The 22925-nt window shown below is 55.1% G+C and carries 20 protein-coding genes; 1 reads left to right on the forward strand and 19 read right to left on the reverse strand.

The genetic code is table 11. The annotated features are described in order from the left end of the window. Positions 1 to 10 precede the first annotated feature (10 nt). The 19 genes from ftsZ to leuO all read right to left on the reverse strand — a co-directional run bounded on the left by ftsZ (position 11) and on the right by leuO (position 22190). The gene (ftsZ, locus tag NQ230_RS19505; RefSeq protein WP_008501978.1) at positions 11 to 1162 is read right to left on the reverse strand and encodes a cell division protein FtsZ; all 1152 of its coding nucleotides are present in this window, start codon (positions 1160 to 1162) and stop codon (positions 11 to 13) included. Between the two features lie 63 nt (positions 1163 to 1225). Further along, complete coding sequence (gene ftsA / locus NQ230_RS19510; protein ID WP_023334508.1) at positions 1226 to 2482, reverse strand: cell division protein FtsA; 1257 nt, start codon at positions 2480 to 2482, stop codon at positions 1226 to 1228. Next, positions 2479 to 3321: a cell division protein FtsQ gene (gene ftsQ / locus NQ230_RS19515; protein ID WP_023334507.1), complete on the reverse strand. Its 843-nt coding sequence runs from the start codon at positions 3319 to 3321 to the stop codon at positions 2479 to 2481. Before ftsQ ends, ftsA begins: the two co-directional genes overlap by 4 nt. A gap of 1 nt (position 3322) precedes the next feature. Beyond that, positions 3323 to 4243, reverse strand: a complete 921-nt coding sequence (locus tag NQ230_RS19520) for a D-alanine--D-alanine ligase (protein WP_257258736.1) — start codon at positions 4241 to 4243, stop codon at positions 3323 to 3325. Next, a complete protein-coding gene (gene murC, locus NQ230_RS19525) occupies positions 4236 to 5711 on the reverse strand; it encodes a UDP-N-acetylmuramate--L-alanine ligase (RefSeq protein ID WP_033144631.1) in 1476 nt (491 codons plus the stop codon). Before murC ends, NQ230_RS19520 begins: the two co-directional genes overlap by 8 nt. A gap of 56 nt (positions 5712 to 5767) precedes the next feature. Beyond that, positions 5768 to 6832: an undecaprenyldiphospho-muramoylpentapeptide beta-N-acetylglucosaminyltransferase gene (gene murG / locus NQ230_RS19530; protein ID WP_039260813.1), complete on the reverse strand. Its 1065-nt coding sequence runs from the start codon at positions 6830 to 6832 to the stop codon at positions 5768 to 5770. Next, positions 6829 to 8073 carry a cell division protein FtsW gene (gene ftsW / locus NQ230_RS19535; protein WP_023310395.1) on the reverse strand — a complete coding sequence of 415 codons (1245 nt, stop codon included), beginning with the start codon at positions 8071 to 8073 and terminating at the stop codon, positions 6829 to 6831. The genes murG and ftsW overlap by 4 nt, the downstream gene beginning before the upstream one ends. Beyond that, positions 8073 to 9389: a UDP-N-acetylmuramoyl-L-alanine--D-glutamate ligase gene (gene murD / locus NQ230_RS19540; RefSeq protein ID WP_032660687.1), complete on the reverse strand. Its 1317-nt coding sequence runs from the start codon at positions 9387 to 9389 to the stop codon at positions 8073 to 8075. Before murD ends, ftsW begins: the two co-directional genes overlap by 1 nt. 2 nt (positions 9390 to 9391) lie before the next feature. Continuing rightward, entirely contained in the window at positions 9392 to 10474 is a 1083-nt protein-coding gene (mraY, locus tag NQ230_RS19545; protein WP_008501985.1) for a phospho-N-acetylmuramoyl-pentapeptide-transferase, read from the reverse strand. Continuing rightward, positions 10468 to 11826: a UDP-N-acetylmuramoyl-tripeptide--D-alanyl-D-alanine ligase gene (murF, locus tag NQ230_RS19550; protein ID WP_257258741.1), complete on the reverse strand. Its 1359-nt coding sequence runs from the start codon at positions 11824 to 11826 to the stop codon at positions 10468 to 10470. The genes mraY and murF overlap by 7 nt, the downstream gene beginning before the upstream one ends. Further along, positions 11823 to 13310, reverse strand: coding sequence for a UDP-N-acetylmuramoyl-L-alanyl-D-glutamate--2,6-diaminopimelate ligase (gene murE, locus NQ230_RS19555; RefSeq protein WP_257258743.1), 1488 nt, complete (start codon positions 13308 to 13310; stop codon positions 11823 to 11825). Before murE ends, murF begins: the two co-directional genes overlap by 4 nt. Further along, a complete protein-coding gene (gene ftsI / locus NQ230_RS19560) occupies positions 13297 to 15063 on the reverse strand; it encodes a peptidoglycan DD-transpeptidase PBP3 (RefSeq protein ID WP_032660695.1) in 1767 nt (588 codons plus the stop codon). Before ftsI ends, murE begins: the two co-directional genes overlap by 14 nt. A gap of 15 nt (positions 15064 to 15078) precedes the next feature. After that, positions 15079 to 15444: a cell division protein FtsL gene (ftsL, locus tag NQ230_RS19565; RefSeq protein WP_008501989.1), complete on the reverse strand. Its 366-nt coding sequence runs from the start codon at positions 15442 to 15444 to the stop codon at positions 15079 to 15081. After that, positions 15441 to 16382: a 16S rRNA (cytosine(1402)-N(4))-methyltransferase RsmH gene (rsmH, locus tag NQ230_RS19570; RefSeq protein ID WP_021240527.1), complete on the reverse strand. Its 942-nt coding sequence runs from the start codon at positions 16380 to 16382 to the stop codon at positions 15441 to 15443. Before rsmH ends, ftsL begins: the two co-directional genes overlap by 4 nt. Positions 16383 to 16384: 2 nt before the next feature. After that, a complete protein-coding gene (mraZ, locus tag NQ230_RS19575; protein WP_032642561.1) occupies positions 16385 to 16843 on the reverse strand; it encodes a division/cell wall cluster transcriptional repressor MraZ in 459 nt (152 codons plus the stop codon). A gap of 600 nt (positions 16844 to 17443) precedes the next feature. After that, complete coding sequence (gene cra, locus NQ230_RS19580) at positions 17444 to 18451, reverse strand: catabolite repressor/activator (RefSeq protein ID WP_008501993.1); 1008 nt, start codon at positions 18449 to 18451, stop codon at positions 17444 to 17446. 179 nt (positions 18452 to 18630) lie between these two features. Then, positions 18631 to 19122, reverse strand: a complete 492-nt coding sequence (gene ilvN / locus NQ230_RS19585) for an acetolactate synthase small subunit (RefSeq protein ID WP_023310389.1) — start codon at positions 19120 to 19122, stop codon at positions 18631 to 18633. A gap of 1 nt (position 19123) precedes the next feature. Further along, a complete protein-coding gene (gene ilvI, locus NQ230_RS19590; RefSeq protein ID WP_159515510.1) occupies positions 19124 to 20848 on the reverse strand; it encodes an acetolactate synthase 3 large subunit in 1725 nt (574 codons plus the stop codon). 379 nt (positions 20849 to 21227) lie between these two features. Then, a complete protein-coding gene (gene leuO, locus NQ230_RS19595) occupies positions 21228 to 22190 on the reverse strand; it encodes a transcriptional regulator LeuO (RefSeq protein ID WP_306671190.1) in 963 nt (320 codons plus the stop codon). A gap of 588 nt (positions 22191 to 22778) precedes the next feature. Here leuO and leuL point away from each other — a divergent pair. Continuing rightward, a complete protein-coding gene (gene leuL / locus NQ230_RS23015) occupies positions 22779 to 22865 on the forward strand; it encodes a leu operon leader peptide (RefSeq protein WP_071787438.1) in 87 nt (28 codons plus the stop codon). Positions 22866 to 22925 lie beyond the last annotated feature (60 nt).

The following is a 22925-nucleotide window of genomic DNA, read 5'->3' on the forward strand; positions in this document are numbered from 1 at the left end:
CAGCCAATTCTTAGTCAGCTTGCTTACGCAGGAACGCCGGGATATCCAGATAATCTGGCTCTTTCGCCGTTTGCGGCGTTGGGTCGTTCACCACTTTTGCGGCCGGTTTCTGCTCCTGAGTCAGAGGAGACATACCGTGCTGCTGGTAACGGTCCATTACCGGTTGCTGAGTCTGCTTGTTGGTCACTAAGGTGATCTCAGGACGTTTGTCCATACCGATACCGGTCGCAACAACCGTCACACGCAGCTCGTCGTTCATTTCAGGGTCAAGGGAAGTACCGATTACCACGGTAGCGTTGTCAGAGGCGAACGCACGGATGGTGTTACCCACGGTTTCGAACTCATCCAGACGCAGGTCAAAGCCAGCGGTAATGTTGACCAGCACGCCGCGCGCACCAGACAGATCGATATCTTCCAGCAGTGGAGAAGAGATAGCCATTTCAGCCGCTTCTTCTGCACGGTCTTCACCGCTCGCCACGCCAGAGCCCATCATCGCGTAGCCCATTTCGGACATCACGGTGCGAACGTCTGCAAAGTCAACGTTCATCAGGCCAGGACGGGTAATCAGTTCAGCGATACCCTGAACAGCGCCTTTCAGCACGTCGTTTGCTGCACCGAATGCGTCCAGCAGGGAGATACCGCGACCCAGAACTTTCAACAGCTTGTCGTTCGGGATGGTGATCAGCGAGTCCACATGCTTGGACAGCTCGGTGATACCCTGCTCCGCGAACGCCATACGCTTCTTGCCTTCAAAGTTGAAAGGCTTGGTCACGACAGCAACGGTCAGGATACCTAAATCTTTTGCCACTTCAGCCACAACAGGTGCTGCGCCGGTACCGGTACCGCCACCCATACCTGCTGCGATGAAGACCATGTCCGCACCTTCCAGTGCAGCGCGCAGCGCTTCACGATCTTCTTCAGCCGCATTGCGACCCACTTCCGGGTTAGCCCCTGCTCCCAGCCCTTTGGTGATACCACCGCCGATCTGGATAGTCTGGCCTACAGCCGTCTTACGCAGTGCCTGTGCATCGGTGTTAACTGCGAAGAATTCAACACCTTCAATGCGTTCACGCACCATATGCTCTACGGCGTTACCGCCGCCGCCACCGACGCCGATGACTTTAATCACCGCGTCGTTGGTCAGTTCCATAGGTTCAAACATAATTTCTCTCTCCGTTGTGCCTGTCGCCCGAGACCGCTAATTCTCTCCGGTCTCTTAAAAAAATTAAAACTCTTTTCGCAACCAGTTGTTCAGTCGTTTGACCCACGACCCCACTGAGACGCGTTTTTCCACTTCTGCTTCACCACTGAGATGAGATTCCTTCCCGTAGTGGAGCAGGCCCACAGCCGTTGAATAATACGGCTCCTGAGCATAATCCGTTAAACCGGTGATATTCAGCGGCGCACCAATACGCACCTGCGTATGGAACACGCGCTGAGCACAGGCCGCAAGACCTTCAATTTGCGCTGCACCGCCGGTTAATACAATCCCCGCCGCAAGATGATGTTTAACGCCCTGCTGACGAAGCTGTTCCTGTAACTGTAAAATTTCTTCGTTGACCAGGTTGAGCAGCTCGGTATAGCGCGGCTCAATCACCTCTGCCAACGTCTGGCGCTGCAGGCTACGCGGTGGACGACCACCGACGCTCGGCACTTCAACGCTCTCATCTTTGCCAACGATAGACCCCAGCGCACAGCCGTGGCGCACTTTAATCGCTTCTGCATCGCTCGGCGGCGTACCAAAAGCGTAAGCAATATCGCTGGTCACCACGTTCCCGGCATAAGGGATCACTTTGGTGTGGCGTAACGCACCGCCGGTATACACGGCGATATCCATTGTACCACCACCAATATCGACCACACAGACACCCAGTTCACGTTCATCTTCGGTCAGCACGGAATAACTTGCCGCCAGACCCGCGAAAATAAGTTGGTCAACTTTCAGGCCACAACGTTCAACGGCTTTTACAATGTTCTTCGCCATATCGTTGTGACATGTGATCAGGTGCACTTTTGCCTGCATACGTACGCCAGAAAGACCGACCGGGTTCTTTATCCCTTCCTGGTAGTCAATCGCATATTCCTGCGGAATGACATGCAGCACGCGATGTTCGTCGCGGACACGCACGGATTTCGCCGTGTGCACGACGTTTTCAACGTCTTCCTGCGTCACTTCTTCTTCGGAAATCGGCACCATACCAATTTCGTTCTGGCAGCTAATGTGCTTACCAGAAAGGGCCAGATAGACAGAAGAAATCTGGCAATCTGCCATCAATTCAGCCTGATCGATGGCGCGCTGAACGCATTTCACCACCGATTCAAGATCGTTTACCCCACCTTTATCCATACCACGGGACGGGCAACTGCCTACGCCAATGATATTGACCATACCGTCGGGCAGAACTTCCCCTACTAAAGCGGCAACCTTCGCGGTGCCAATCTCCAGTCCAACTACCAGTTTTCTGTCCGTCGCCTTGATCATTGTTGTTCTGCCTGTACCTGTGCCTGATTCTGTTGCTGATTAGGTTCCTCGACCGGAGCCGGTACCCAACCGACTGCTGCGCCTGAGTCATAGCGCAAATCAACGTAGCTTATCCGTTTGCCGTCAGTCTGTGCCTGCTGCTGTAAAACCGGGTAAAGTTCGACAAAACGCGCCAGACGCTTCATTGTGTCTCCGCGTCCCAGGTTGAGCTTAATGCCGTTCGTTAACGTCAGCTGCCAGGAACGGCGCGCCGTCATGGCTGCATCTTTTAACGTAAACCTGTCCTTCGCCAGCACCTGACCCATTTCGCGAAAACCCTGTAACACTTCGTTTTCGCTGCCTTCAGGGCCATACAACATCGGTAAATTTTGCTTGTTGACACGATCGGCCGGGACGCTGAAGGAATTTCCGTCTACGTCAACCATGTGCTGATCATTCCAACGCGCAATGGGCACATATTCAACCAGATGAATCTTCAATTCATCAGGCCATTGCTTTCTTACGCTCGCCTGTTTTATCCATGGCAGACGCTCTATCTGACTCTGGATAATGTTGACGTCCTGCGTCATAAAGGTGCCAGGCGAGCCCAGCGCCAGTATTGACTGACGAATATCGTCGTTACGCGTGTAGTGACGCTCACCGGTGACCACCAGCTTAGAAAGCGGCAACCGCTGCGCATCTTCCATCCAGCCCAGGACCATCCAGCCGCTGATAAACACGGTGCACAGCACCCCGAGCAGGAAAATGATGCCTGCAAGACGCGTTCCATTACTGCGGCGTGAAGAGGTGTATTCGTCCTCGTCATCGCGGTTGCGCGTGTTCAATGCAGCCTGAGACATATCAGCCCGCCTGGTCCAGAATGCGTACGACTAACTGCGAGAAGCTCATCCCCGCCTGACGCGCGGCCATCGGCACAAGGCTGTGGCTGGTCATTCCCGGAGAGGTATTGGCTTCCAGCAGATAAAATTGTCCATCACTGTCCTGCATTACGTCGATGCGTCCCCAGCCGCGGCAACCCAGAACATACCAGGCTTTAAGCACCAGGGACTGTAAATCTGCTTCACGCTCAGCTTCAAGACCACAAGGGCAGAAATATTGCGTCTCATCAGAGAGATACTTCGCCTCATAATCATAGAAGGTTCCGGCCGGTTGGATACGGATTGACGGTAAAATTTCTTCGCCAAGCATCGCGACGGTAAATTCCGGCCCGCTGAGCCATTTTTCAATCAGAACTTCTTCATCATGTTGAAATGCCAGTGCTAAAGCGGAAGAAAGATCTTCAGCTTTGTCGACTTTGGACATTCCCACGCTGGAGCCTTCCCGGCTGGGCTTTACAATAACCGGTAAGCCCAGTTCAGCAATGCGTGCATTAACGCTATCCGGCAGGCCCAATTCAAATTCGCGACGCGTCAGCGCAACCCATGGCGCAACGGGCAACCCCGCACCCTGCCACAGAAGTTTGCTGCGCAGTTTATCCATAGAGATAGCGGAGGCCATCACGCCGCTGCCGGTGTACGGCATGCCGATCAAATCCAGAAGCCCCTGCAGGGTGCCGTCTTCACCGCCACGACCATGCAAAGCGATAAAGACTTTATCGAAGCCCATGGCTTTCAATTGCGTCACGTCGACCTCTTTTGGGTCAACCAGGTGCGCATTGACGCCACCTTCACGCAGGCCAGCCAGCACGGCCGCGCCGGAATTCAGGGAAACCTCGCGCTCGGCGGAGGTGCCGCCAGACAGGACAGCAATCTTATCAGCCATGATGCTCATCCTCCTGGGTTTGCGGCTTCAGTTTGATTTCAGCTAAGGTACGGGCGATTTTGCCGATATTTCCCGCACCCTGAATCAGAATCAGATCGTTACCAGTCAGGACCGGTGCCAGAATTTCCGCCACCTGTGCAGGATCAGAAACCAGAATAGGGTCAACTTTCCCGCGCCCACGGATGGTACGGCACAGAGAACGGCTGTCGGCCCCAGGAATCGGCGTCTCGCCTGCGGCGTACACATCCAGCATTAGCAGGGTGTCGACCTGTGACAGAACGCTGGCAAAATCGTCGTACAGATCGCGCGTACGCGTGAAGCGGTGCGGCTGGAAGACCATCACCAGATTTTTGTCAGGCCAGCCTGCACGCGCGGCTTTAATGGTGGCGTCCACTTCGGTCGGATGGTGGCCGTAGTCGTCCACCAGCATCGCTGTGCCAGCTTTACCGTTCACGGCGTCCAGCGGGAATTCACCGAGGAAGTCGAAGCGACGGCCGGTGCCCTGGAAGCTTTCCAGCGCGCGCAGAATCGCATCATCATCAATGCCTTCTTCCGTCGCGACGGCCACTGCCGCTGCGGCATTGAGGGCATTATGGCGCCCTGGCGCATTCAGCGTGACGTGCAGCAGCTCTTTGTCCTGACGCGCCAGCGTGAAATGCCCCTGCGCACCAATCTGTTTGTACTCTTCCACGCGGACGTCAGCGTCTTCGCTGAAGCCGTAAGTGGTGATTTGACGACCCACGCGCGGCAGCAGCTCGCGGATCACCGGATCGTCTACGCACATCACCGCGCGTCCATAGAACGGCAGGTTGTGCAGGAAGTTGATGAAGGTTTGCTTTAAGTTCTCGAAGTCACCCTGGTAGGTATCCATATGGTCAGCTTCGATGTTAGTGACAATCGCCACCATCGGCTGCAGGTGCAGGAACGACGCGTCGCTCTCATCCGCTTCGGCAATCAGATAACGGCTGTGGCCCAGACGCGCATGTACGCCTGCGGCTTTGACCAGACCGCCGTTGACGAACGTCGGGTCAAGGCCCGCTTCCGCATAAATACTGGAGACCATCGCCGTGGTCGTGGTTTTACCGTGGGTCCCGGCAATGGCGATGCCGTGACGGAAACGCATCAGTTCCGCCAGCATTTCTGCACGGCGGATCACCGGAATGCGCGCTTCGTGCGCGGCAACGATTTCCGGGTTGTCAGAGGAGATGGCGCTGGAGACCACCACCACGCTCGCATCGCGCACGTTTTCCGGACGATGGTTGAAATAGATAGTCGCCCCAAGCGACGCCAGCTGCTGCGTAACAGGGTTTGGCGCCAGGTCAGACCCGCTGATCTGATAGCCTTCGTTAGCTAACACTTCGGCAATACCGCCCATGCCAGCACCACCGATGCCAACAAAGTGAATGTGCCGGACGCGACGCATCTCGGGCACGATTGAACGCAGTTTTGCCAGTTGTTGTGTATTCATTCTCTAAACGCCATCGACTACTTAAAATTCGTGCCGCGCTTCACGCGCTGCGAGGGTTAAGCCTGGGCTGCCAGGCTCACTTCTTTTGCCACCCGTTCCGTCGCATCAGGGATAGCGGCCGCGCGCGCGCGTTGCGCCATCTCCAGCAGTGCGTCTCTGTTCCAGCCCGCCAGGGTGGTGGCGACCGCGTCGGCGGTAAATTGTGGCTGCTCAAATATCTTCGCGGCACCGGCTTTCTCAAGCGGCAGCGCATTCCAGTACTGCTGTCTGTCTTTGTGCTGGAACGGCACAAACAGGGCCGGCAGACCGGCGGCGGCGATCTCGCTCACCGTCAGCGCGCCTGAACGACAGACCACGACATCGGCCCAGGCATACGCTGCCGCCATGTCGTCGATAAACTCTGTGACTTTATGCTGCGGCTGACCTTCATCTGCATAAGCCTGCTCAACGGTCTGCTGAGCGCCTTTTCCGCTCTGGTGCCAGATCGTCACGGTATCCCCGAGCTTTGCGGCAACCTGCGGCATCGTCTGGTTTAAGATGCGCGCGCCCTGGGAGCCGCCGACGACCAGTACACGAACAGGCCCTTCACGGCCCGTCAGGCGAGCGTCCGGCAGCGGCAGCGCCAGCACGTCCACACGCACCGGGTTACCTACCACGTCCGCTTTCGGAAACGCGCCGGGAAACGCCTGCATAACTTTAGTGGCGATTTTCGCCAGCCATTTGTTGGTCAGACCGGCAATACCGTTCTGCTCATGCAGCACAACGGGAATACCTAACGACCACGCCGCCAGCCCGCCAGGACCCGAGACATAGCCGCCCATGCCCAGCACCACATCGGGCTTAAAGCGCTTCATGATGGTGCGAGCCTGACGCCAGGCGTTAAAAATACGCACCGGTGCCAGCAGCATTGCCTTGAGGCCTTTGCCCCGAAGGCCGGAAATACGAATAAAGTCGATCTCGATACCGTGCTTCGGTACCAGATCGGCTTCCATGCGGTCTGCGGTTCCCAGCCAGCGTACCTGCCAGCCCTGATCCATTAAATGGTGCGCAACCGCCAGTCCCGGGAACACGTGTCCGCCGGTACCGCCTGCCATCACCATTAACCGCTTCGGTTGATTCATCGTGAACCTCGTGTAAACGCCTGGGCTTTTTCCAGACGCGTTTCATAATCTATGCGCAACAAAAACATGATGGCCGTCGACATAATCAACAGACTCGAACCACCATAACTGATCAACGGCAACGTCAGACCTTTGGTCGGCAGCATACCCGCTGCGGCCCCGACGTTAACCAATGCCTGGAAGCTAAACCAGATACCAATTGAACAGGCTAAGAATCCTGAGAAGCGGTGATCGATCTCCAGCGCTTTCCGGCCGATGGACATGGCGCGGAAAGCGACGAAGAATACCATTAATAGCGCTAAGACCACACCGATATAACCCAGTTCTTCCGCAATAATGGAGAAGATGAAGTCAGTGTGCGCTTCCGGTAAATACTCCAGTTTCTGTACCGAGTTACCCAGCCCCTGTCCCCAGACTTCACCGCGACCAAAGGCCATCAGCGACTGTGTCAGCTGATAACCGCTGCCGAACGGATCTTCCCACGGGTTCCAGAACGAGGTCACACGGCGAATACGGTAAGGCTCGGCGAGGATCAGCAGCACAACCGCCGAAATCCCCATCCCGATGATAGCGATGAACTGCCACAGCTTCGCGCCCGCCAGGAACAGCATCGCCAGAGTGGTAACGAACAGCACGACAACGGTACCGAGGTCAGGCTGCGCCAGCAGTAATACCGCCAGCACCAGAATCACGCCCATCGGTTTTAAGAAGCCGCGCAGGTTGTTACGCACTTCGTCTACCTTACGCACCAGGTAGTTCGCCAGGTAGCAGAACAGGGAGAGCTTGGTAAATTCCGCAGGCTGAATACGCAGCGGGCCAAAGGCGATCCAGCGCGATGCCCCGTTAACAGAGCTCCCCACCACCAGTACGATCAGCAGCATAATAATCGAGGCGATCAGCATCGCCGTACTGTGCCGCTGCCAGAACTCCATCGGCAGACGCAGGGTCACCAGCGCCAGGCAGAACGCCAGGATGATGTAAAGACCATCACGCTTGGCAAACAGGAAAGGATCGTTCGCCAGACGCTGGCCGACAGGCATTGAGGCTGATGTCACCATAATGAAACCGACCGCCGCCAGCCCCATCGTGAGCCAGAACAGCGTGCGATCGTACATGACCAGGCTGTCGTTATCTTTTTGACGAGAGCCCATCACCCAGCCTTTGAGCGCCGCAAACACCCATGCCAGGATCCCAAATCCTGGCAGGCGCGGCATTTTCAGGCGAGGGAGAGATAAACGCATTAGCCTAACTCCTTCGCCAGACGGGTAAAGACATCACCACGCTGTTCGAAATTCTTGAATTGATCGAGGCTGGCACAGGCCGGAGAGAGCAGCACCATATCGCCTGGCTTCACGCGAGGAGCAATCAGCCGCATCGCCTGTTCCATGGTTTCGGTTTGCTCGGCAACCTCAGGGCGCAGTTCAGCCAGCTCGCTGCCGTCACGGCCGAAGCAGTACAGACGGACGTTATCTCCAGAGAGATATGGCTTCAGTGAGGAGAAATCAGCTGATTTACCGTCGCCGCCCAGCAGCAAATGCAGCGTGCCGTCAACATGCAGGCCGTTCAGCGCGGCCTCCGTGCTTCCCACGTTGGTGGCTTTGGAGTCGTTGATCCAGCGTACGCCGTTGTGCTCCAGCGCCAGCTGGAAGCGGTGTGCCAGGCCAGAAAACGTGGTTAACGCTTTCAGGCTGGAGGAGCGCGGCAGCCCTACTGCATCCGCCAGCGCCAGCGCCGCCAGGGCATTGGTATAGTTGTGCTGACCAGTGAGCTTCATCTCTTTCACGTTCAGCACTTTCTCACCCTTCACGCGCAGCCAGGTTTCGCCCAACTGGCGGTTCAGGTGGTAATCCCCCATCGTGATACCGAAGCTGATACAGCGATCGTCTGCACCGCGTACGGGCATGGTCAGCGCGTCATCGGCGTTTACAACGCAGACTTTGGCATTTTCATAAACGCGCAGCTTGGCAGCACGATACTGCTGCAGGCCAAATGGATACCTGTCCATATGATCTTCAGTCACGTTGAGGATCGTCGCAGCCGCAGCGTGCAGGCTGGAGGTCGTTTCCAGCTGGAAGCTGGAAAGCTCGAGAACATACAGTTCGCAGCCTTTATCCAGCAGCATCAGAGCGGGTAAACCAATGTTACCGCCAACGCCGACGTTCATGCCCGCCGCTTTCGCCATTTCACCCACGAGGGTAGTGACGGTGCTTTTACCATTAGAACCGGTAATGGCGATAACGGGCGCCTGCGCTTCCCGGCAGAACAGCTCGATATCGCCGACAATCTCAACGCCCGCATCCGCGGCAGCGCTCAGCGAAGGGTGCGCCAGCGCCATACCTGGGCTGGCGACAATCAGATCGGCTGCCAGCAGCCAGTCATCATTCAGACCACCAAGGTGGCGTTCAACCTGTTCCGGCAGTTTGTCCAGACCCGGCGGAGAGACACGCGTATCCATCACGCGTGGCGTCACGCCGCGTGCGAGGAAAAAGTCCACGCAGGAGAGCCCCGTGAGGCCCAACCCGATGATAACGACTTTTTTGCCCTGGTAATCTGCCATGATTAACGTACCTTCAGCGTTGCCAGGCCAATCAGCACCAGCATCAGCGAAATAATCCAGAAGCGCACAATCACGCGCGGCTCCGGCCAGCCTTTCAGTTCATAGTGGTGGTGGATCGGCGCCATACGGAAGATGCGCTGACCGCGCAGCTTGAAGGAACCGACCTGCAAAATCACCGACAGGGTTTCAACCACAAACACGCCGCCCATGATCACCAGCAGGAACTCCTGACGCAGCAGTACGGCGATAATGCCAAGCGCACCGCCCAAAGCCAGAGAACCGACGTCACCCATAAAGACCTGCGCCGGATAGGTGTTGAACCACAGGAATCCGAGCCCCGCACCGACAATCGCCGTACAGACGATCACCAGTTCACCCGCGTGGCGCAGATAAGGGATGTGCAGGTAGTTCGCAAAGTTCATGTTACCGGTCGCCCATGCCACCAGCGCAAAACCGGCGGCCACAAAGACGGTTGGCATAATGGCCAGGCCATCCAGACCGTCGGTCAGGTTAACGGCATTGCCGGTACCAACAATCACAAAGTAGGCCAGCAGGATGTAGAACAGCCCCAGCTGTGGCATCACGTCCTTAAAGAACGGCACGACCAGCTCGGTGGCTGGCGTATCTTTCCCGGCCAGATACAGCGCGAAGGCCACGCCCAGCGCGATCACCGACATCCAGAAATATTTCCAGCGCGCGATCAGGCCCTTAGTATCTTTGCGAACGACTTTGCGGTAATCATCCACAAAACCGATGATCCCGTAACCCACCAGTACCGTCAGAACGCACCAGACGTACGGGTTGGAGGGATACGCCCACAGCAGTACGGAAACGACGATGGCGGTCAGGATCATGATCCCGCCCATGGTCGGCGTGCCGCGCTTGCTGAAGTGCGATTCCGGACCGTCGTTACGTACAACCTGGCCGAAAGAGAGTTTTTGCAGACGGGCAATCATGCGCGGGCCCATCCACAGCGAGATGAACAGCGCAGTCAGCAGGCTGACGATGGCGCGAAACGTCAGATAGGAAAAGACGTTAAAGCCTGAATAATATTTGACCAAATGTTCGGCCAGCCAAACTAACATGTCCCGTTCTCCTGTAATGCGTGCACAACCTCTTCCATGGCGGCACTACGTGAACCTTTCACTAACACAGTCACAATTTGTTTTTCTGTCATCAGCGCCTTAAGGCGCTCTATCAACGCGGTTTTGTCAGCAAAATGCTCGCCAACGCCGCTGGCATGGCTAATTGCCTGGCTCAGTTTTCCTGCGCTCAGCACGCAGTCCAGCCCCGCCGCTTTCGCCGCTTCACCGACCTGGGTATGGCAGGCTTCGCTTTCGTCGCCCAGCTCGGCCATATCGCCAACCACCATGATGCGATAGCCCGGCATTTCAGATAACACCTGCACCGCCGCCGTCATCGAGCCAACGTTCGCGTTGTAGGAGTCATCCAGCAGCAGCTTGTTTTCCGAAAGCTGAATCGGGAACAGGCGTCCCGGTACGGCTTTCAGGTTCGCCAGCCCGGTTTTAATCGCTTCATGCGACGCGCCCACCGCCGTCGACAGCGCCGCCGCCGCAAGCGCATTGGCGATGTTATGGCGACCCGGCAGTGGCAGCAGCACATCGACGCCACCCGTTGGGGTGGTGAGGGTGAACTCCGTGCCGTGCGACGTCACATGGATATTGGTCGCGGTAAAATCACTGTTTGCCGCATTCGGCGAGAAACGCCAGGTTTTGCGCGAACCAATGATGCTCTGCCAGTTCAGCCAGTCGTTGTTGTCGGCGTTCAGGATGGCGATACCGTCATCCGGTAGACCGGTGTAAATCTCACCTTTGGCTTTCGCTACGCCTTCCAGCGAGCCAAAGCCTTCCAGATGCGCAGCCGCGAGGTTATTCACCAGCGCGGCTTCCGGGCGAGTCAGGCTCACGGTCCAGGCGATTTCGCCCTGGTGGTTTGCTCCTAACTCGATCACCGCAAACTCATGTTCTTTGGTCAGGCGGAGTAATGTCATCGGCACGCCGATGTCATTATTGAGGTTGCCCGCGGTATAAAGCGTATTGCCGCACTGGCTGAGGATCGCCGCCGTCATCTCTTTCACCGACGTCTTGCCTGATGATCCGGTCAAGGCGACAACGCGCGTAGGGACCTGCTGACGAACCCAGGCGGCCAGTTCACCGAACGCGAGACGCGTATCTTTCACCACCATTTGCGGCAGATCGATATCAAGCTTGCGGCTGACCAGCAGCGCACCGGCGCCGTTCTCTTTGGCCTGTTCAGCAAAATCATGCGCGTCAAAACGCTCGCCTTTCAGCGCCACAAACAGACAGCCTGCGGTGATTTTGCGGGTGTCCGTCGTTACGGCATCAATCGTCAGGTCTTGCCCGTGCAGGTCGCCCTGCAGGATGGCAGCGGCCTGGCTTAAGGTGATGCTAATCATGCCACGACTCCCAGCAGACGCGCTGCCGTTACGCGGTCCGAGTAGTCCAGACGGCGGTTGCCAACGATCTGATAATCTTCATGGCCTTTACCCGCCAGCAGGACAACATCATTCTCCCGCGCCTGCATGATGGTGTTCGTCACGGCTTCCGCACGGCCTTCCACCACGCGAGCGCGGCCCGCGTCCAGCATGCCCGCCAGAATGTCATTGATGATGGCACGCGGCTCTTCCGTACGCGGGTTGTCATCGGTGACTACCGGAATATCTGCGAACTGCTCGGCAATAGCCCCCATCAGCGGGCGTTTGCCTTTATCGCGATCGCCGCCGCAGCCAAACACGCACCAGAGCTTCCCTGTGCAGTGCAGGCGCGCCGCCTCCAGCGCTTTTTCCAGTGCATCCGGTGTGTGGGCATAATCAACCACAACGGTCGGCTTGCCCGGCGCGCTAAACACTTCCATACGGCCGCAAACCGGCTGCAGACGCGCTGAGGTTTTCAGCAGGTCAGCCATCGGATAACCCAGCGCCAGCAGCGTTGCCAGCGCCAGCAGCAGGTTGCTGACGTTAAAGGCGCCCATCAGGCGGCTTTCAATTTCGCCTTCACCCCAGGAAGAGGCAAAGCGGATTGTCGCCCCGCTGTCGTGGTAATTCACCGCAACCGCCTTCAGCCAGCGGCCCTGGCAGTTCGGATTGATATGGTCTTCCATCGACACCGCAACCGCATCCGGCAGCTTCGCCAGCCAGCGGCGGCCCACTTCGTCGTCGGCGTTGATGATGGCTTGTCCGTAGTGGTGAGTAGAGAACAGCAGCCATTTCGCGGCTTCGTAATGTTCCATATCACCATGATAATCAAGATGATCGCGGCTCAGATTGGTAAACACTGAAGCGGCAAATTTCAGCGCCGCGACGCGGTGCTGTACCAGACCGTGCGAAGAGACTTCCATTGCAGCAAAGGTTGCCCCCTGCCCTGCCAGACCGGCAAGCACGTGCTGTACGTCTACCGCCGAGCCGGTGGTGTTTTCCGTCGGGCTCACTTTGCCGAGCAGGCCGTTACCCACGGTCCCCATCACCGCACCGGTTTCACCCAGTAGCTGGGCCCACTGCGCCATCAGCTGCGTGGTGGTGGTTTTACCGTTGGTACCCGTCACGCCAACCAGGCGCAGCTGGTCGGAAGGTTCGTGATAAAAACGTCCCGCCAGCGCGGAAAGACGCTCGTTCAACTGGCTGAGATAGATAACCGGCACACCGTGCATTTCACGGATCTCACCGTCGGTTGCCTCATCTTTGGCCTCAGCAATAATGGCAGCCACACCTTGCGCAATCGCCTGCGGGATATAACGACGCCCGTCCGCCTGATGACCGACCACCGCCACAAAAAGATCGCCAGAAGCAGCCACGCGGCTGTCCAGTACCATCTCTCGCAGTGCTCGCTCCGGTGCATTTGGCACCCACGGAGCGAGAAGGTCGCGCAAATTACGATCTGCCACCTGTACCCTCGCCTTGATTAATTACAAATTCACTTTTTTCGCCCGTCGCCAGCGCATCCGGTTCAATGTTCATGGTGCGTAACACGCCGCCCATGATAGCCCCGAACACAGGCGCTGAGACGGCGCCGCCGTAGTATTTCCCCGCCTGTGGATCGTTTATTACGACCACCAGCGCAAAACGCGGATTGCTTGCAGGCGCAACGCCTGCGGTATAGGCAATGTATTTGTTGATATAGCGGCCGTCCGGCCCCACTTTTTTCGCCGTACCGGTCTTGATGGCGATGCGATAACCTTTGATTGCCGCCTTCACGCCGCCGCCGCCGGGCAGCGCCACGCTTTCCATCATATGAACAACAGTACGGACGGTCGATTCCGGGAAGATACGCTCGCCGGGAACCGGTGGATCAACTTTGGTAATCGACAGCGGACGATAAACGCCATAGCTGCCGATCGTTGCGTAGACTCGCGCTAACTGTAACGGTGTCACCATTAGCCCGTAGCCGAAAGAGAAGGTGGCCCTCTCTATGTCAGACCACCGTTGTTTTTGAGGATATAAGCCACTGCGTTCTCCGACCAACCCCAAATTGGTCGCCTTTCCAAGCCCAAAACGTGAGTAAGTCTCTACTAACGCTGAGGACGGCATCGCTAACGCCAGCTTTGAAACACCGACGTTACTCGACTTCTGTAACACCCCGGTCAGGGTCAATTCGCTGTAGCGCGCCACGTCTTTGATTTCGTGGCCGTTAATTCGGTAAGGAATGGTATTCAGTACGGTGTTTTCATTGACGATACCGCGCTGAAGTGCCGTCATGACCACCATCGGCTTAACGGTCGAACCCGGTTCGAACACGTCGGTGATGGTACGGTTACGCATAATATCCTTCTGCGTACCGGTAAGATTGTTAGGGTTGTAGGACGGACTATTGGCCATCGCCAGCACTTCCCCCGTGTTGACATCCACTAACACGGCGCTGCCCGATTCCGCTTTGTTAAAGGCCACGGCGTTGTTCAGCTCGCGGTAAACCAGCGCCTGTAAGCGCTCATCGATACTCAGCGCAAGGTTGTGTGCGGCCTGGCTGTCCGTTGAGGAAATATCCTCAATGACGCGACCATAGCGGTCTTTACGCACAATGCGCTCGCCGGGCTGGCCGGTCAGCCATTTATCGAAGCTTTTTTCAACGCCTTCAATCCCCTGGCTATCAACGTTAGTAAAGCCAATGAGGTGAGCGGTTACTTCGCCGGATGGATAGTAACGACGGGATTCTTCACGCAGGTGGATCCCCGGCAGCTTCAATTTTTTGATGTAGTCCGCCATGTCAGGGTTCACCTGACGCGCCAGATAGATAAAACGCCCTCTCGGGTTGCTATTCACGCGTGAAGCTAACTGGTCCAGCGGCATCTTCAGCGCATCCGCAAGAGCCTTCCAGCGGTTATCAAGCGTGATACCGCCAGCGTCGTGCAGCTCTTTCGGATCGGCCCAGATTGCCTTCACCGGCACGCTCACCGCCAGCGGACGACCCGAGCGGTCGGTGATCATCCCGCGAGATGTCGACACTTCCTGGACGCGCAGAGAGCGCATATCGCCCTGGCGTACCAGCATGTCAGGGGCGATGATTTGCAGCCAAGCCACGCGTCCCAGCAGGAAACCCAGCGCCAGTAAAATGCAGCCGCAAAGCAACGCAAAACGCCAACTGACAAAGTTGGCCTGTTCTTCCTGACGTTTTGGTTTTAGCGTTTTTGCCGCTGCTTTCATGCGTCGCGTTTTCCCTTATTTTTGTACTACGATATTTTCCTGCGAAGGATCAACATGCTGCAGTTGCAGCTTTTCCGTTGCGATCCGTTCAACCCGGCTGTGATCGCCGAGCGCGTTTTCTTCAAGGATCAAATTTCGCCATTCAATATCCAGCGCATCGCGTTCCAGTACCATCTGCTCGCGTTGCGCAGTCAATAAACGTGTATGGTGGGCGGTGGTCACCACCGTAACTGCCGTGACAATGATGCAAATGAACAGACAGAGTGGCAGTTTCCCAAACCGCAAAAGATCGTCGCCGATCACGCCAGGCAAGGCATGGCGCTCGTTGCTTCCTAACGAATCCTTAACTTTGCTTAGGGTCTCTGTCACTCTGCCGATCATGCGTTCGTCCTCTCTGCAACACGCAGCACTGAACTACGGGCGCGTGGATTCTCTGCCACTTCTTCTTCGCCCGGCATCAACTTGCCTAATGCTCGCAACTGACGGCCACCCAGCTTCCTGAGTTGTTCTTCCGTCATCGGCAACCCCGCTGGCACCTGAGGACCGCGGCTTTGTTCACGCATAAAGCGTTTCACAATACGGTCTTCCAGCGAATGGAAGCTGATGATGGATAACCGCCCACCCGGGGCCAGCACGTCGAGCGAGCTTTTTAGCGCCAGCTCTATTTCCTCCAGTTCACTGTTTACCCAGATGCGAACCGCCTGGAAGGTACGGGTCGCGGGATGTTTGTGCTTATCCTTCACCGGTGTCGCCGCCGCGATCACTTCGGCCAACTCTTTGGTGCGGGTCATCGGCTCAATGCGATTGCGCTCAACGATGGCGCGCGCAATACGTTTGCCAAAGCGCTCTTCGCCGAACGTTTTGATGACCCATGCAATATCGGCTTCGTCAGCGGTCTGTAACCACTCAGCGGCAGACTGACCGCGCGTCGGGTCCATCCGCATGTCCAGCGGACCGTCACGCATAAAGGAGAAACCACGTTCAGCATCATCAAGTTGAGGTGAAGAGACGCCAAGATCGAGAAGAATCCCGTCGATCTTGCCCGTCAGGCCGCGCTCAGCGACATAATCCGCGAGCGCAGAGAAAGGTCCATGCACGATGGAAAAGCGTGGGTCATTGATGGTCTGTGCAACGGCAATAGCCTGCGGATCGCGATCGATTGCCAGCAGGCGTCCTTCCTCTCCAAGCTGGGAGAGAATCAAACGCGAGTGACCACCGCGACCAAACGTGCCATCAATGTAGATGCCATCCGGACGAATATTCAGGCCGTTAACGGCCTCGTCCAGTAACACCGTTTTATGTTTATAATTTTCCATCATATTTATAGAGACAAGTCCTGCAGCCGTTCCGATAATGTCGCGGAATCAGACTGCTCAGCGTCGATATCTTCCTTGACCTGTTGATACCAGGTCGTTTCATCCCACAGTTCAAACTTGTTGAACTGCCCGACCAGCATCACTTCTTTGGTCAGACCGGCATGTTGCCGCAACACAGGGGCAATCAGTAATCGCCCTGCGTTATCCATCTGACATTCACTGGCATGTCCCAATAACAAACGCTGCACGCGGCGTTCCTGCGGGTTCATGCTCGACAGTCGCGACAGCTTTTGCTCAATAATTTCCCATTCAGGCAAGGGGTAAAGCAGCAGGCAGGGGGAGTTAATGTCAATGGTGCAAACCATTTGACCCGCAGCGTTCTCAATCAGCCGATCGCGGTATCGGGTTGGTACCGATAAACGCCCTTTGCTGTCGAGATTGACTAACGTAGCTCCACGGAACATGCCAGTCTCACCCCTCCTCACCACTTTAACCCACAAATTCCCACCTAAAGGAGTTTACGGAGCGAGGGAAAAGCTTGTCAAGCCAGGACTCTCCCTATAAGGACTCGGAAGCCCTCTATTTACAGAGATAAACAGTCCTGGTTAATAACTGCACAACTGGCGAGGCAAAATTAACGTTATGAATATTTGTAAGAAAAAAACCGAATATGCACACTAGCGTTAAAGCTCACTCAATATCATCGCAGATAAATATAAAGTGTCAGTTTGCGACGCGGGCAGCATTTTATGACAGATTCTCAGGGGATAACAGCGCCAGATTCATCCAGGCACCCGGTAAGCGCGGCGGTTGCCACGTAAGCTGGCAAAGGAGGAGGAAAAACGTCTGAATATTCATCGACCGAAGAGGGTTTGTAACAAAGTAATACAAAGAATGCCGTTTAAAATCGCTCAGACGTTCTTTAAAAGTACAATTTAAAAGCCAGAATGAATTAAGAAAAATAGGTGATTAGGATCCCTCAAGAATTATCCTAATTTCTCTCCGGGAATTATCTGCACGAATTATCGCAGCAAAATGGGGCAGATTTCGCCGCCCCGGTCATTTCATTTTTGGCGGCTTAAAATTCCGCGATGGTAGAGATTACGTTTGATACGCGTCAGGCCCGGCTTCGGCTTGCGCGGCTCATCCAGGCTTGCCAGCACAATCTCAAGCACGCGTTCAGCCACATCGCGGTGACGCTGTGCTACCGCCAGCACCGGGCACTGGAGGAAGTCGAGCAGCTCGTTATCCCCGAACGTGGCAATCGCCAGGTCGGAAGGCAGTTTACCTTCACGGCGTAAGGTCACATCCATGACGCCCTGCAACAGCGCGAAGGACGTGGTGAACAGCGCCTGAGGCATCGGATGCGTTTCCAGCCATTTCTCGAACAGCTGCGCCGCGGCTTCACGCTCGTAGCTATTGGCATAGAGGTAGTGAACCTCGCGCGGATCGTCTTTCCAGGCGGTTCTGAACCCCTGCTCACGCAGGAAGCTCACGGAGAGTTCGGGCAGCGCGCCAAGATACAGCACCGTTTCAGCGGGGAATGTTCTAAGCTCTGCGGCCAGCATTTCTGCATCATCCTGATCCGCACCCACGACGCTGGTGAAATGCTCACGATCGAGCGCACGATCCAGCGCAACGATTGGGAACGGGTCGTTCGCCCAGCGCTGGTAGAACGGATGCTCTGGCGGCAGGGAGGTCGACACGATGATGGCATCCACCTGGCGCTGGAGAAGATGCTCAATGCAGCGCATCTCGTTGTCGGGCTGGTCTTCCGAGCAGGCAATCAGCAGTTGATAGCCGCGCTGGCGCGCCTGACGTTCTAGATAGTTGGCGATACGGGTATAGCTGGTGTTTTCCAGGTCAGGGATCACCAGACCAATAGAGCGGGTTCGCCCGGCACGCAGACCGGCTGCGACAGCATTCGGATGGTAGTTATGCTCACGAACGACCGCCATAACTTTTTCAACGGTCTTGTCGCTGACACGGTACTGCTTTGCTTTACCGTTAATCACATAGCTGGCCGTTGTTCGTGACACGCCGGCTAGCCGGGCGATTTCATCCAGTTTCACAATTGCCCCTTAAAAAAAGAAAAGAGTCCATGGCCCTGTCAAGGTTATGGTTAAATCTTTTAACATCTAAACGCAGAAAAGCCTTCGCGGCAACCGCTTTTATCTGCGTTGTCGGCTGATTACGCAAAAAAAAGCCCGGCTTTGGTGACCGGGCAGAAAGAGGCGAACCTTTTTGACAACTAACGCATGATTTTCTCGCCGCGTGACAGACCTACTACACCCGATCTCGCCACCTCGACAATTTTTGCGACGTCCCGCACGGACGCCAGGAAAGCATCCAGCTTGTCGCTTGTCCCGACCAGCTGAACCGTATAAAGAGAAGGCGTGACGTCGATAATCTGTCCGCGGAAAATATCCGCATTGCGTTTGACCTCATCACGCCCGTAGCCGCTGGCCTGGATTTTCACCAGCATGACCTCACGCTCAACGTAGGCTCCCTGCCCCAGCTCGCTCACGCGCAGTACATCGACCAGCTTATGCAGCTGTTTCTCAATCTGCTCAAGCACTTTGGCATCGCCGACGGTTTGGATCGTCATGCGCGACAGCGTGGGGTCTTCCGTCGGGGCGACAGTCAGGCTTTCAATGTTATAGCCGCGCTGCGCAAAAAGGCCAATGACGCGCGACAGTGCGCCAGACTCGTTTTCCAGTAAAACAGATAATATCCGGCGCATATCAGGTTCTCTCCGTTTTGCTTAACCACATTTCATCCATACCACCACCACGAATATGCATCGGATAAACGTGCTCGGTTCCATCAACAATCACATCCATAAAGACGAGGCGGTTGTTTTTAACGTGCTCAAGCGCCTGTGCGAGCTTCGTTTCCAGCTCGGCCGGATCGGTCACCCGCATGCCTACATGGCCGTAAGCTTCAGCAAGACGAACAAAGTCCGGCAGCGATTTCATGTAGGACTGAGAATGACGGCCAGAGTAGATCATATCCTGCCATTGCTTCACCATACCGAGATAGCCGTTATTCAGGTTCAGCACCAGTACCGGCAGTTCATACTGCAGGGCGGTAGACAGCTCCTGAATGTTCATCTGAATACTGCCATCTCCCGTCACGCAGACGACGGTTTCATTCGGCAGCGCCAGCTTCACGCCCAGCGCGGCAGGCAGACCAAAGCCCATCGTTCCTAAACCACCGGAGTTGATCCAGTGTCGCGGTTTATCAAACGGGTAATAGAGGGCGGCAAACATCTGGTGCTGCCCCACGTCTGAGGTCACGTACGCCTCACCTTTCGTCAGTCGCCACACCGCTTCAATGACCGCCTGCGGCTTAATGTTTTCACTCTGCGTGTCATATTTCAGGCACTGACGCGCGCGCCACTGTTCAATCTGCTGCCACCAGTCGCGGATCTCATCCAGCGGCTGGGTTGCACTCTCCTGGGCCAGCAGGTCCAGCATTTGCTCCAGAACCTGACGGGCATCGCCGACGATCGGCACATCAGCCGACACCGTTTTTGAAATTGACGTTGGATCGATATCAATGTGCAGCACGGTGGCGTTCGGGCAATACTTCGCCAGGTTGTTGGTGGTGCGATCGTCAAAGCGCACGCCAACGGCAAAGATGACATCGGAATGATGCATCGTCATGTTGGCTTCATAGGTACCGTGCATACCCAGCATCCCCAGCGCCTGACGATGGGTGGCAGGAAACGCCCCCAGCCCCATCAGTGATGACGCAACGGGAAGGTTAAGCTTTTCAATCAGTTCACGAAGCTGAACTTCGCAGGCGGAGTTGATCGCCCCGCCACCAACATAGACCACCGGTTTTTTGGCTGCCAGCAGCGTTTGCAACGCTCGCTTGATCTGGCCTTTATGCCCCTGCGTTGTTGGGTTATAAGAGCGCATGCTGACCGACTCCGGCCAGACATAGGGCAGCTTGTTTGCCGGGTTCAGGATATCTTTAGGCAGATCGACCACCACCGGTCCGGGACGTCCGCTCGCCGCCAGCCAGAAGGCTTTTTTCAGTACGCCGGGAATGTCTTCTGTTTGCTTGACCAGGAAGCTGTGCTTCACAACGGGACGCGAAATCCCGACCATGTCGCACTCCTGAAACGCATCGTAGCCAATCAGTGAGGTTGCTACCTGCCCGGAGAGGATCACCAGCGGGATAGAGTCCATGTAGGCCGTCGCAATGCCGGTAATGGCGTTTGTCGCGCCGGGGCCGGACGTGACTAACACCACGCCCACTTCACCCGTCGCACGCGCCAGGCCGTCAGCCATGTGCACCGCCGCCTGCTCGTGACGTACCAGAACATGGTCAATGCCCCCTACCGTATGCAGCGCATCATAAATATCGAGGACCGCACCGCCAGGGTAGCCGAACACTTGCTTTACGCCCTGATCGATCAGCGACCGAACGACCATTTCCGCGCCAGACAACATCTCCATGCTTTGCCTCCAGGCATTTTGTTATAGACGGACTGCCGAATTCATTTCCGCACCGTCTTACGATTGGGATAAACCAATCTTATATATTGCAGAGTGTTCTTTACCTTAACCGCTCGTTATGAGGCAGGCAATTAGCAAACCTGGGGAGATAAACGGCGCGTAAAGCAGAAAAAGCAGCCGTTAACAGAAGATATGGTTAATTCCTCTGGGAATAGAGGATGGGGTGATAAATCATCGCTGAAAAGCGCGACAATGCAGGAAATCATCTATTTTTGCGTGCCGCAGAGCAGCCCGAAAAAAATACCACAGAACAAAATAGCAATTATCTAAAAGAACTCAGGATAAATCACATGAACCGATGCGATTTACCCTGATGCGTTTACCGGCGACAGATGCCAACCAGCAGCTCTTCCATCCACTGATGTCCTTTATCCCGGCCCGCCGCTTCATGCCATGAAAGATAACAGGTACGGCTATTTAACTTGAGCGGCAGAGGCAAAATTTGCAGATTTAAAGGGTCAGAAAACTCTTCTGCCAGCCAGCGCGGCGCAATCGCCACCAGCTGCGTCTGGGAGACCACGTTTAATACGCTGACCATGGCCATGCCCTGATAAGCCACGCTCGCCTGTTTATCCGCAGTGTCATACCACGGCAGGCTAAAGGACGCATATCTGTCGAGTGCTACAACGGCGTGTTGCTCGTTATAAACATCGCTTTCTCGCAGCGGAGAATTCAGGCGCGGATGCTTTTTACTGGCGACCAGAACCATTTCATCTTTAAACAGCGGCACGCAGGAAAATTCTGGACGACGAAACTCTTCATATCCCAGAACGAATTCGATTTCCTGATAGCGTAACTGATGTTCGGTGTTTTGATTCAGGGATGATTTAAAAACAAGATTGATATTGGGTGCGATCTCTTCAACTTTATTATAAATAATCGACGTTAAATAATTATCCAGTGGGCTACAGACGCAAAGATGGAATACGCGCTCGCTGCTTAAGGGTTCAAAGCCCGAGCCCGGCAGCTCGTTCTGGACCAGTTGCAACGCCTGGCGGATGGAGCCAAACAGCTGGAATGCGCGCGCCGTAGGCTGGATCCCTCTCCCGTAGCGAACAAATAATTCGTCGTTAAACATGACCTTAAGTCTGGCAACGGCATTACTCACGGCAGGTTGCGACATCCCCAGCGTTTGGGCCGCGCGGGTGATATTCTGTTCCTGCATGACAGCATCAAACACCGTCAGAAGATTAAGATCCACCGTGCGTAACTGCGGTTTAATCCCATCAGTAGCTTGAGGTTGTTTAATATTATTTTCTGGCACTTCTGACTCCACTGTCACGCTACACTCCCTTTGCCATCGTACGGTAATAATCTCGAAAAATATGATTTATCATGCAAATACGATCAGCGAAAGAGAATTATTTAAAATTCGGAATATATAAAGACTCTATATAAACGAAAATTAATGAACGCGAATGATATGTTTGACTTTAGGATTTGAATGAAACCATAAACCAAACAAATATACAATTGGCATCAGGTTAATGATGACTTAAGTATTATTAAACTGTTATTGCTATCGCCCTACAGTTAGTTAACAACCTGTTATCTCTGTTCGCTTTTTAGCATTATGGAATAGATTCACAGCATTTATAACTTAATGATATCAAAACCTTTTAATCAGAAGGCCTCCTCTTCAGTACATTTCACTCATTTTAAACAATTATATTTATTTATTTCTGCAACTCTTTTCTTAAGTCCAAAATTAGACAATTAGTCGGGTCGCGAAAGCTAAAACCAGCACAATTAGCTAAAGTGAATACCCGGTAGATTCCGTCTGTCGGGTCCGTTTTCATCGTCAGGGGTTGACATGAACGGCCGTATCCAGTACCACTAAAAGCATATTGAATTTAACGGAGCACGATTCATGATTCGCACCATTCGTTTCACCGGTCTACTACTACTAAACGCATTCACTGTGCGCGGTAGACTGGCGGGCGAAATTCAGCGTTGAATCGTCACCAGTAAGACTAAAAACCCGCGCCACTGCGCGGGTTTTTTTATGCTCGTAGCA

The sequence above is a fragment of the Enterobacter asburiae genome, assembly GCF_024599655.1.
Lineage (GTDB): Bacteria > Pseudomonadota > Gammaproteobacteria > Enterobacterales > Enterobacteriaceae > Enterobacter > Enterobacter asburiae_D.

What these genes read in the sequence shown, in the direction of transcription:
- ftsZ (WP_008501978.1), bottom strand. Translation starts at nt 1,162, where the DNA reads ATGTTTGAACCTATGGAACTGACCAACGACGCGGTGATTAAAGTCATC.
- ftsA (WP_023334508.1), bottom strand. Translation starts at nt 2,482, where the DNA reads ATGATCAAGGCGACGGACAGAAAACTGGTAGTTGGACTGGAGATTGGC.
- ftsQ (WP_023334507.1), bottom strand. Translation starts at nt 3,321, where the DNA reads ATGTCTCAGGCTGCATTGAACACGCGCAACCGCGATGACGAGGACGAA.
- NQ230_RS19520 (WP_257258736.1), bottom strand. Translation starts at nt 4,243, where the DNA reads ATGGCTGATAAGATTGCTGTCCTGTCTGGCGGCACCTCCGCCGAGCGC.
- murC (WP_033144631.1), bottom strand. Translation starts at nt 5,711, where the DNA reads ATGAATACACAACAACTGGCAAAACTGCGTTCAATCGTGCCCGAGATG.
- murG (WP_039260813.1), bottom strand. Translation starts at nt 6,832, where the DNA reads ATGAATCAACCGAAGCGGTTAATGGTGATGGCAGGCGGTACCGGCGGA.
- ftsW (WP_023310395.1), bottom strand. Translation starts at nt 8,073, where the DNA reads ATGCGTTTATCTCTCCCTCGCCTGAAAATGCCGCGCCTGCCAGGATTT.
- murD (WP_032660687.1), bottom strand. Translation starts at nt 9,389, where the DNA reads ATGGCAGATTACCAGGGCAAAAAAGTCGTTATCATCGGGTTGGGCCTC.
- mraY (WP_008501985.1), bottom strand. Translation starts at nt 10,474, where the DNA reads ATGTTAGTTTGGCTGGCCGAACATTTGGTCAAATATTATTCAGGCTTT.
- murF (WP_257258741.1), bottom strand. Translation starts at nt 11,826, where the DNA reads ATGATTAGCATCACCTTAAGCCAGGCCGCTGCCATCCTGCAGGGCGAC.
- ftsI (WP_032660695.1), bottom strand. Translation starts at nt 15,063, where the DNA reads ATGAAAGCAGCGGCAAAAACGCTAAAACCAAAACGTCAGGAAGAACAG.
- ftsL (WP_008501989.1), bottom strand. Translation starts at nt 15,444, where the DNA reads ATGATCGGCAGAGTGACAGAGACCCTAAGCAAAGTTAAGGATTCGTTA.
- rsmH (WP_021240527.1), bottom strand. Translation starts at nt 16,382, where the DNA reads ATGATGGAAAATTATAAACATAAAACGGTGTTACTGGACGAGGCCGTT.
- mraZ (WP_032642561.1), bottom strand. Translation starts at nt 16,843, where the DNA reads ATGTTCCGTGGAGCTACGTTAGTCAATCTCGACAGCAAAGGGCGTTTA.
- ilvN (WP_023310389.1), bottom strand. Translation starts at nt 19,122, where the DNA reads ATGCGCCGGATATTATCTGTTTTACTGGAAAACGAGTCTGGCGCACTG.
- ilvI (WP_159515510.1), bottom strand. Translation starts at nt 20,848, where the DNA reads ATGGAGATGTTGTCTGGCGCGGAAATGGTCGTTCGGTCGCTGATCGAT.
- leuL (WP_071787438.1), top strand. Translation starts at nt 22,779, where the DNA reads ATGATTCGCACCATTCGTTTCACCGGTCTACTACTACTAAACGCATTC.